Here is a 9,078-nt window from a genome sequence, read left to right on the forward strand (position 1 = left end):
ACCGCGTTTTCAAATCCTATGACGATATCGTCGATCATTGTTGCGCCGCCTGGAACAAGCTCATCGAGCAGCCTTGGCGCATCATGTCCATCGGGCTACGCGACTGGGCGCATGGGTTTTGATCAATGAGGATTGGTATAAATAGCCCCAGGGAACACTGGTTTGTGTGACCGAAGCAAAGCTGAACCGAGAGTAGTCGCCGCCAACCAACAAAGTGTTCTTGGTTCCTAGCAGATCGAAATGGCTGACGAGATCCTGATTTGTTTGCCCAGAAGCCAGTTGTGATGTCGTTATAAGAAGTTTGCAGCGTGACCGGTGGGTTTGCTCCGGTGCTCGTTGCGACCGGCGCAGTAGTCCGCATAGTGTAATTCGCGCTGTAGACGGCGACGCGCGATTGTCAGACGATCGGGGCCGGCGTGAGTTCGCCATATTCGGCTTTCAGCTTAGCCGTGAGCAAAATATCGGCGATATCGAATTGGATCGTCAGCCCGTTCGCGAGCGCCGCCCTCGCCTCGTCGAGCGTCAAGTCGATCGGACCGTAATTGCCGGGCACGCTCTGGGCCGCGTGACCAAACAGCCGATCGCGAAATCCGCTGCGGCAATTTCATCGCGTCGCACCGGCCCGCCAGAGCGCGCTTTCCGTTTCCACCGCCCCTCCGACGAAACGCCGCTTCGTTCGAACTGGAATTCACGCGATCGTGATCAATTGCACGCACGGGCCATGAGAACTCGCCTCTCCCGTGCGAGGGATACCGGCCTGCAATGGATCGGCTATCGATCGGCGAGTGTCGGCTGCGGTCAACTCCGAGCATCGAGCGACTCCCTAAACCATCCCAAGCCGACCAACAGGAGCGCGAACGCGATCAGCATCGGCAGGAGAAGCTCTGTTTCAGGCGTTGGTTCAGCGCGCGTCTGGACCTCCTCGACAGCGTGGCCGGTCACCGTCGGCATGGCGTCGGGCGCCGAACCCGCGGATGCGGTCGCCTCATTGATCGCGGTCTGGTAGCTCGCCGAGAGTGGCGCGGCGTCCGGAAGCTCCGCCAACGCGGTCTCGACGAAGGCGGTCATGCCGGAGTTCCGACATTGATTGGCGTCGCAGGACGGACCATGGACGGAAACACTCTCGGCGAGACGCTTGGCGACTTGCGCCAGCTCTTGCCGAGTCGCTCTCCAATGTCCGCGCTGCGCGGCTCCGAGAAGATTGGTCAACAGCATTTGTTGCGCGAATGGATTGCTCTTGTCGAAAAACGCGTCCATGCCGAGATCGAACTTGTCGTCGACGAACACCGCTTTCACTTCGGCCCAATCCTCGCTCGCGACCATTTGCGTCGTGGTCGAGCTCCAGAGGTCGAGCTGATCGGTCAGGAACATGAAGTTCCTGGCGCCGTCATAGCCGTGAGCTTGATTTTCCCGCAGCCATTTCGGGTTGAAATAGCGGGTGCGCAATTCCGTCTGGAGCGTCTTTTCGGCCGACTGGATATCGGCCTTGGAAAGATTTCGAAGGTCGCTGATGAAGAGCGGGGTCTCTCTGCCGGTGATTTGCTTCGCCGCGAGACTCAAGCCGCCGAGAAAGGCCGCGGGCATTGGATTGTCGAGCAGCGCGTTCACATCGCTCGTCCGCGGCAGCATCGCGGCGTCCATCTTCGCGAGATTCTGGCTGAAGGCGGTCTGCGAATAGCGCCCGTAGAGTCCGCCGCCATAGGCATGGCTCATGCGCCGCGTGAACAGTTCCGCCATTCGGGCGGCGTCGCCGCGTTGCTCGCCGGATTGGGCGAGAAATTGAATGCTCGGCGAATAGGCGCCGGGCGCCGGCGAAAACACGCGCGCGGCGGCGAGCAATCTCGCATCGACATCGTTCTCGCCTTTCGCGCGCAGCTCGGCGGTCGATAGCGCGACGGACTTCGAGATCGGATTGTCGGGCTCCGGACTCGCGGCGGCCAGCCGCACCGCTTCATCGATCAGCGCCACCTTGTCCTGGTAATGGTCGCGATAGGTTCCGCTCGTGGTCACCAGCACGTCGACGCGAGGACGACCGAGCTCGGCGCGCGCCAAGAGCTCGACGCCGATGACCTCGCCACGCCAGTTTCGCTTCGGCCGAGCGCCGAGGAGATGCAGAATCTGCGCTTCCGAGACGCCATTCGTCTTGGCGATATCGGCGGAGAACAAGACCAGCGCGAGCTTGCTCGGATAGGCGCCGCCATGCTCCTTTCGATAGGCGTCGACGAGCGCTTCCGCTTGGCGGACGCCGACCGCTTGGGCCTCGACCGTCGGGATCAGCTTCTGGTCGAATCCATAGAGCGTGCGCCCGGGCGGAAGCGTTTCGGGACGCCGAAAAGGCTCGCCCATCGGGCCCGGCTCGATCCATCGACCGTCGAGCGCCTCGAATAGGGCGTCGATTTCCCGCGGCGCCGATTTGAGCAGAGCCGCATATTCGAGTCCGCGCGCGAGCGCCGCTTCTGCAGTGGCGTCTGTCCTTCCGAAGGCGGCGTCCAGCGCCTGCTCGGGAGTCTTGCCGTCGACGACGACTCTCGCCGTCAGCTCGCGCGCCGTGGCGGCTGGATCCGCCGTCAAGCTCGACAAGGCCTTGTCGATATCTTCGCCCAACATGCCGCGGACCATGGCCGCCAAAGCGTCGCCTCGAGGCGCGCTCCCCAATATCTTGCCGCCCCAAGGCGCATTCGCGCCTTGGAGATCGCGAATTCGTGATGATGCGGCTGCCGTGAGCGCGGCAAGGGGCGCGCCGTCGACATCGAGCCCCAGAGCGCGCACGACGCCTGACGATTTGACACGCTCGCGGATCGACGCGTCGAGGCCGCTCCTTTCATCTATCGATCCCGAGTCATAGCGCCTAAGAAGGGCGCGCAACTCATTCACGCCATCGTCGACGTCAGCGGGCGTCACGATATTGTACCAGCCATAGGCGAGAGCCATCGCCTTGCGCTTGTTGGCGACGGCGCCATTGGCGCCGAGGCGTTCCGGATGGATATGCGGGAGTCCGCCGAGTAGCAGTCCGATATGGTCGTCGGCGAGCGGGCCCTCGCTCTTGCCGGGCTGCAATGCGATGTTGGAGAACAGGCTGACCCAGGCGTCCGCCTTCCACTCGTGCCGAAGCCAGAGAAAGAAGGCCAGATATTGATGATGCGGCGGCAGAGCGTCCTTGGAATGCAGGACCTTCTCGTCCTCCAGATAGCCCCACATCGGATGCGGCGCGATGAGAATATTGCCGATCTCGAGTCGCGGAATCACGATCATGCGCGTTCCGTCTTCCGACTGCGTCGTCATGACCTTTCCGGGCGGCGGTCCCCAAGCGGCTTCGATCTCGTGGCGCCGCGCCTCCGGCAGCTCGCCGTACCATTCGAGATAGCGAGCCTCGGGAATGAGCGCGACGCTTCCCGACTTAGCGCGCGCCGCGAGCTCGGCGGGAGCCCAGCTTCCGATATTGGAGGCGTTGCGCGACATCAGCTCGCCGAGCTCCCCGGCTGTTGGAAGCGGCGCCGCGCCGGTCTCATAGCCGCGCGTGCGCATATTCGCGAGCAGCTCGGCGAGCGTGCCCTGCACGTCGAGAAAATCGTCGGGATCGCCGCCGAGATCGGCCTTGCCGCCGGCCTCGCTCCAATAGGTGAAGACCACGCGCTTGCCGGCGTTCGAGGAACGGCGAAGCTTCGCCCATGCCAAGGCGCGATCGACGCGCCATTTCACTTGCTCGGCCATGGGAGCGGCGCGCGGCGTCGCCCCATTCCTCTCCGCTGCGGCGACGACGATCGGCTCGAGCATTCCGTCCCTTTCGGCGTTGACGACGAAAGGCGTGAGCTCCGGCGCGACCCCGCCTGGCGATGCGCGATATTCCGTTGCGCTGGATTTGGTGGATGCGAGGGCCTGAAGAATCGGCACGCCGAGCCGGCGCGCCTGCGCGAGACCATCCTCGCGGTTTTTCAAGTCGAGCATCTCGCCATGATAGAGCAGCACGTCCACGATCGGCCCGGTTGCGTCGATCAATGGCGAAAAGTCCACCGAACCTTGGCGAAGCAATGCGACCGCGTTGGCGTGCGCCGCTTCGATCTCCCTTATCATCGCATCGAGCGCGCCGACATTCTGCTGCCGATAATAGGCGAGATGCTCGGACAGTCCGACGCTCGAGGCTTTCGGATCATAGGCGTGGCCGTTCCTGCGCGCCGAATACCAGGCGAGGAATTCGTCTCTCGTCTCGAAGAGTTTCGGAGCATCAGGATGGTAGAAGCCTTGCTTCGGATAGACGATCGGCGGCGTGACGTGATTCTGCGCCTTCGACTCGCCGATAGCGCCAGCGAGATAAGCGATCAACGCGGCGTCATTCTCGAGAGAACGATTGCTCCAATAGGTCGCGATATCGCGATGTCGGTCGAGGTCGACGCCGCCGCGCAATTCTCCTCGCGGATTGACCACGACGAGCTTCGAGCGGTCTCTCAGCGCCGCGATTTCGCTCGCCGTCAGCGGAAGTCCCTCGGTCGCGCCGTCGATGAAGACGACATCATAGGCCTCGAGATCGGCGGCGGAGCTCAGCGAGCGAGCGCCTTTCTCTCCGGTAAAAGCATCGACCTTCGCGACGTCTTTCTGCTTTTCCGCCGCGCGCAGCAAGAGCGCGGCGCCGGTGGATTCCTTTCCCTCGAACACGAAGGCGATGCGCATCGCGTCGCCGCTTTCGCCAAAGCCCGTCAGAATGAAAAAGGCGAGAGCCAGAAACAGGTTTCGTATCTTCATTGCCGCCGCTCCTTTTTTTGCAGAGCGCCGCCCGTGGGCGTCGCGACAGTCTCGGGCACATAGACGATTTGACCGTTCGGAAGCTGATAGGCGACGCCGAGCCGGGAGCCTTGCCCCGAGAGCGTCTTATCCGTCACCTTCTGAATCTTGATCGCCTCTTTGGTCTTCGAGATGATTTCCATCGCGCCGTCGGCGTCCGTCTTGACGAGAGTCATCTCGCTCTTCGGATCGAGCAGAGAGGCGCCCGAAAACAAAGTGAAGAGCGCGATCAGCAGAGCGACGATGAATGCGACGCTGACATCGAACAGATTTGCGACGCCGGCGAGCGGATCCTCGTCGTCTCCGGGCGCCGGGCCGTAAGCGTCGAGTCGATGATGATGGACGAAGCGCATGGCCTCACGCCTTTCCTTCGTCGGCTGCGCGGAGCAGCTCTTCCGCATGAAACGCGAGCGTCTGCGTGTCCGCGCGCACCCACGATTCTCGCGCGGAGGAAATCAGATAGGCGGTAACGCTGACCGCGAGGCCGACGACGGTCGCTGCGAAGGCGGTGACCATATTGCTCGCCAGAGCCGGAAGATTTCCCTCCGAAAGGCCGCGAAGCGCATAGGCCATGGGGATGAGCGTGCCCATCAGTCCCAAAGCCGGTCCGACGCGAACGGCCAGTCGGAGACGAGAGAGCTCGCGCCAGTGCTTTCTCTCTTCGTCCTGAAGTAGGCGCTCCAGGCGCAGATCGAGCGCGCCGCATTCGTCGCTGCTCGTCGCCTTGGTCAAACGATTCAAGGAGGTCGCAAGTCGACGCTTGCGGCCTCGAAAGCGATCGAACGCCTCGCGACTGAAGGCGCCGATGGTGACGAGCGTCGATGCGGCGAGACCGAGAAGGCCGATCATGACCGGCCAGATCAATGCGCCGGCGACGAGATGAAGCAATTCGCGAATATGGTCGAGCATCGTCATTGAAGCGGACTCGCGGAGAAGGAGCGGCGGAAAGAGGAGAGGGGCGGCGAGCGTCCTGAGCGTCGCTCGCCACCTCGGTTTTTCAGATGTGACGCAGGGCGGGCGCGGGGCGCAGTCGGTCGAAGCGAATTGCGGCGCCAATGGCCAACAATGCCCACAACCCGCCGAACGTATAGACGTTGCGCATGAAGATGCTCGTCACGGCGGAAAGAGAGAACGACTCCACGCCACGTCCGGTCACTGCGCAGAACGCGATGATCGAAAGCTCATAGACGGCATAGGCGGCCACGAAGGCGGCGACGGCTCCGGTCAATCCGTTCCAGCGGCGCCACACGAAGCTCGCGGTTTCGCAGGACATCACGGCGATGACGCCGAACGCGACGGCCCAGGTCAGGGCGGAGCTCGTCGCGTGATGGTGCTGCGAGGCGAAGATGAGCGTCTCATGGGTCAGCAGGACGGCGACGCTCGTAAAGAGCGCGTCCTGTCGCCCCAGGGTCAGCGCCGCGATGGTCACGAACGCGACCAGCGGAAAGCCGCAGTGATAAGCGGGGCTCAACAGCGCCGCTCCGATGAGCAGCGTCGAAATCCACAGCCACCGTGGCCATGGAGACGGCGCGAGACGGAATATCGTCATCAAATGAAGTCTCCTCTTTGTTTCACCGACAGACGTCGACGCTCGGTGTCGGCGTCGCGGCTGCTCTCCTCTTTGCATTTCGTCGCAAAGACAGGAGCTAGGATGGCGACCGGAATCCCCGAGCGCCGAAGTGCGCGAGCTCTCGAGCCTACGAAGATCGGCGGCCGCAACGATCGATGGGATCGGGGTGGTCCCATCCGAACCATCGCGCTCGGAGCGCATCCCAGAGAGCGAGGCGCGACCAGTCCGGCTCCTCGACGATCTTTTCGCGTTCCGGGTCGAGAAACGGATTGGGCAGCATGACGGTGATCTGCTGCTCGTCTGCTCCATTGAACAAGCGTAGTCCCCAGGACATCGGCAGGCTGAAACGGCCGAAACGGCGATAGAGCTCCGCTCTCGCGGTTCGTCGATGACGAGCGACCTCCGGCGGCGTCGGGCGAGCGGCTGGCCCCCTGGTCTCGCCGATGCAAAGATGAAAATGAGGCGCGCCGAATGCGACGGTCAGATAGCCATCCGTCAGATTGATGCGCGTCGGCGCCCGCTCGGCGCGCATCTCCCATGCGGCGCCCGGGATCAGAGGCCCGAATATGATGTCACGCCAGTGGTTTTCGAAGAGGTTTCTGAGAAGCTCTTCCAGGCTGGCTTCGTCGACAGGCAATGGAAACAGGTCGATCTCGGTTCCATCGGGCTCGATCACTCGAACGGGCGCATTTGCCGCGGAGATCATTATTGTCCCTCTATGTCATATGGAATGCGTGCTGGTTCGGAGACGTCTTCAAGGCCTGTATTGCTCCTCGCGACGGAACAGCGGATCGGCGCCGAAGTCGTATTTCAGCTCGGCGAAGAAGGTGCGCTGCGGATAGGGCGCGTAGAGATAGTTGCGATAGTTGTTGAGATTGTTGACGCCGGCGACGGCGGTCCAATTGGGCGCGAATTTCCAGCTTCCGCGCAGATCGAGCTGCACGTTGCGTCCATAGGCGCCGAATGTCTCGGTGTTCCAGTCGTAGTTGTCGAGCTGGCCGTGCGAGGCGGATTTGTATCGAAAGCCGGCGGAGACCACGAGATCCTTGGTCACATGATAGGTCGCGATCCATTTGACCTTCCAGCGCGGCATTTGCAGCACGTCCTTGCCGACATAGCGCGAATTATTCGGGTTCGAGAGAATCTCATTGGTCGTGTAGGTCGCATTGGCGTCCACATCGAAACCGTCGATCAAGAAATCCTTCAGCCCGATCGCGCCCTCGACGCCATTGTAGCGAACCTTGCCGACATTGGAGAAGTTGGTGACATTGGGAACGACGGTGATGTTGGTCTGGGAGACGATGCCGTTCCAACGGTCCTCATGGAAGAAGGCGAGATGCGCATTGTGCTTGCCGAAAAGATATTCGGCCGCGAGCTCGTAGGAATCGGCCTGCTCGGACTTCAGATCCGGGCTGCTGATGACGATGCCGCTCGGCGAGACGGTGCGCTGATAGAGTTCCGTCACGCCCGGAAAGCGTGTGACGTTTCCGTAGGAGCCGCGCAGCAGCAGCTCCGGCGTCGCCTGAAAGGCCAGTGAGGCTTTCGGCATGAAGGCGGAGAGATTGCGCTCCGGCTGCCGCGTGCCCGTGCCCAGCGCATTCTCGTTGAAGCCGTCGAAAGCCCGCCACCACTCCTGGCGCCCGCCCAGAGTGATCGTCCAATTCGGCGCGAGCTTCCACAAATCTTGAAGATAGACGGCGTGATTTTCGGTCTTGCCCGAGGAACGCTGCGCCTGCTGGAGATAAGACGACGACCAATAGGTCGGTGTGCTCTGCAGATAGAGCTTGAGCGTATATTCATCGAGATGGCCGCCGAAGGAGAGCTCGTGCTTGCCGAGAAGCTCTTCCTCCGGGCGAAAGATGAAGCGCATGTCCATCACCTTCCAGCCCGTGCCGCCGTATTCGCGCGTCTGGCCGGAGGTGTCGACGCCATATTTCAACGCCGAGACGCTGACGTCCCGGACCAGGTCGTAGGAGCTGCCGACCAGCTCCATGTCGAAGACGCCGCCGGTCTGCGTCTTGAATTCCGCGCCCTGCATCAGATGGAGAAAATCCGTATGCGAGGGATTGAGCCCCGACAGGGCGAAGTTGAGCCCGTTCATCGAGATGCGGCCGTTGGTCGTATTGTAGATCGGCAGTCCCGTCGTCGCGTCTCTCAAATAGCTCTGCGGATCGATGTTCAGGCCGAGCTGCATCAGTCCGATCGAGTAGGAGAGGCGGGCGTCCTTATTGAAGTCGTATGCGATCTTCAACGTGCCGACGTTTTCCTCTGTCGTCTGCAGACCTGCGGTGCCGAACACGCCGCGTAGCGCTCCCTGACGATCGCGATCGAAGAAGCCGCCGAGGACCGGCGTTCCCGCCGCGCCGCCGGGGCTCGACGACACTGCGTAGGAGATCGGCTGCGAATGCGTCAGCAGATGATTGTAGGAGGCGCGCCAGGAGAAATCGCCGATGCGATCGCCGATCGAGACGCCGCCGGTGAATCCGGGATTGGTCCTATGCGTCGCATATTGGTCGTCATAGGGCGCGAGAATGCCTTGCAGATTGGAATGCAGCTCGAACTGCTCCGGCATCTTCGTCGTATAGGTGATAACGCCGCCGATCGAATTGCCGGAGTAGAGCGCCGAATAGGGCCCGTACATGACGTCGATGCGCGACACCTCCTCGGGCACGATCATCGAATATTTGGGCGTATGCTCGCTGGTGCCGAACAGCGCCGAGATGAGCATCCCG

Annotated in this window: 7 protein-coding genes and 1 pseudogene; 1 reads left to right on the forward strand and 7 read right to left on the reverse strand. The window is 62.0% G+C overall.

Translation table 11 applies throughout. The features are described 5' to 3' along the window. Window positions 1-122 (forward strand): annotated as a pseudogene (locus VIF40_RS08170) (IS630 family transposase); the annotation flags it as partial. 275 nt (window positions 123-397) lie between these two features. On the opposite strand, the gene VIF40_RS08175 reads toward VIF40_RS08170, so the two are convergent. The 7 genes from VIF40_RS08175 to VIF40_RS08205 all read right to left on the reverse strand — a co-directional run. After that, the gene (locus tag VIF40_RS08175) at window positions 398-553 is read right to left on the reverse strand and encodes a hypothetical protein (protein WP_331937034.1); all 156 of its coding nucleotides are present in this window, start codon (window positions 551-553) and stop codon (window positions 398-400) included. 245 nt (window positions 554-798) lie between these two features. Further along, window positions 799-4,737 (reverse strand): cobaltochelatase subunit CobN, encoded by a 3,939-nt coding sequence (locus tag VIF40_RS08180; RefSeq protein WP_331937035.1) that lies wholly within the window; start codon window positions 4,735-4,737, stop codon window positions 799-801. Then, window positions 4,734-5,129 carry a DUF2149 domain-containing protein gene (locus tag VIF40_RS08185; RefSeq protein WP_331937036.1) on the reverse strand — a complete coding sequence of 132 codons (396 nt, stop codon included), beginning with the start codon at window positions 5,127-5,129 and terminating at the stop codon, window positions 4,734-4,736. Before VIF40_RS08185 ends, VIF40_RS08180 begins: the two co-directional genes overlap by 4 nt. Before the next feature lie 4 nt (window positions 5,130-5,133). Beyond that, entirely contained in the window at window positions 5,134-5,691 is a 558-nt protein-coding gene (locus VIF40_RS08190; protein WP_331937037.1) for a MotA/TolQ/ExbB proton channel family protein, read from the reverse strand. A gap of 82 nt (window positions 5,692-5,773) precedes the next feature. Then, entirely contained in the window at window positions 5,774-6,247 is a 474-nt protein-coding gene (locus VIF40_RS08195; protein WP_331937038.1) for a hypothetical protein, read from the reverse strand. Between the two features lie 226 nt (window positions 6,248-6,473). Next, complete coding sequence (locus VIF40_RS08200) at window positions 6,474-7,052, reverse strand: DUF7676 family protein (RefSeq protein ID WP_331937039.1); 579 nt, start codon at window positions 7,050-7,052, stop codon at window positions 6,474-6,476. Window positions 7,053-7,100: 48 nt separating this feature from the next. Further along, window positions 7,101-9,078 (reverse strand): TonB-dependent receptor (locus VIF40_RS08205; protein WP_331937040.1); only part of this gene is annotated, 1,978 nt, incomplete at its 5' end.

The sequence above is a fragment of the Methylosinus sp. genome (assembly GCF_036560965.1).
In the GTDB taxonomy this organism is placed as follows: Bacteria; Pseudomonadota; Alphaproteobacteria; order Rhizobiales; family Beijerinckiaceae; genus Methylosinus.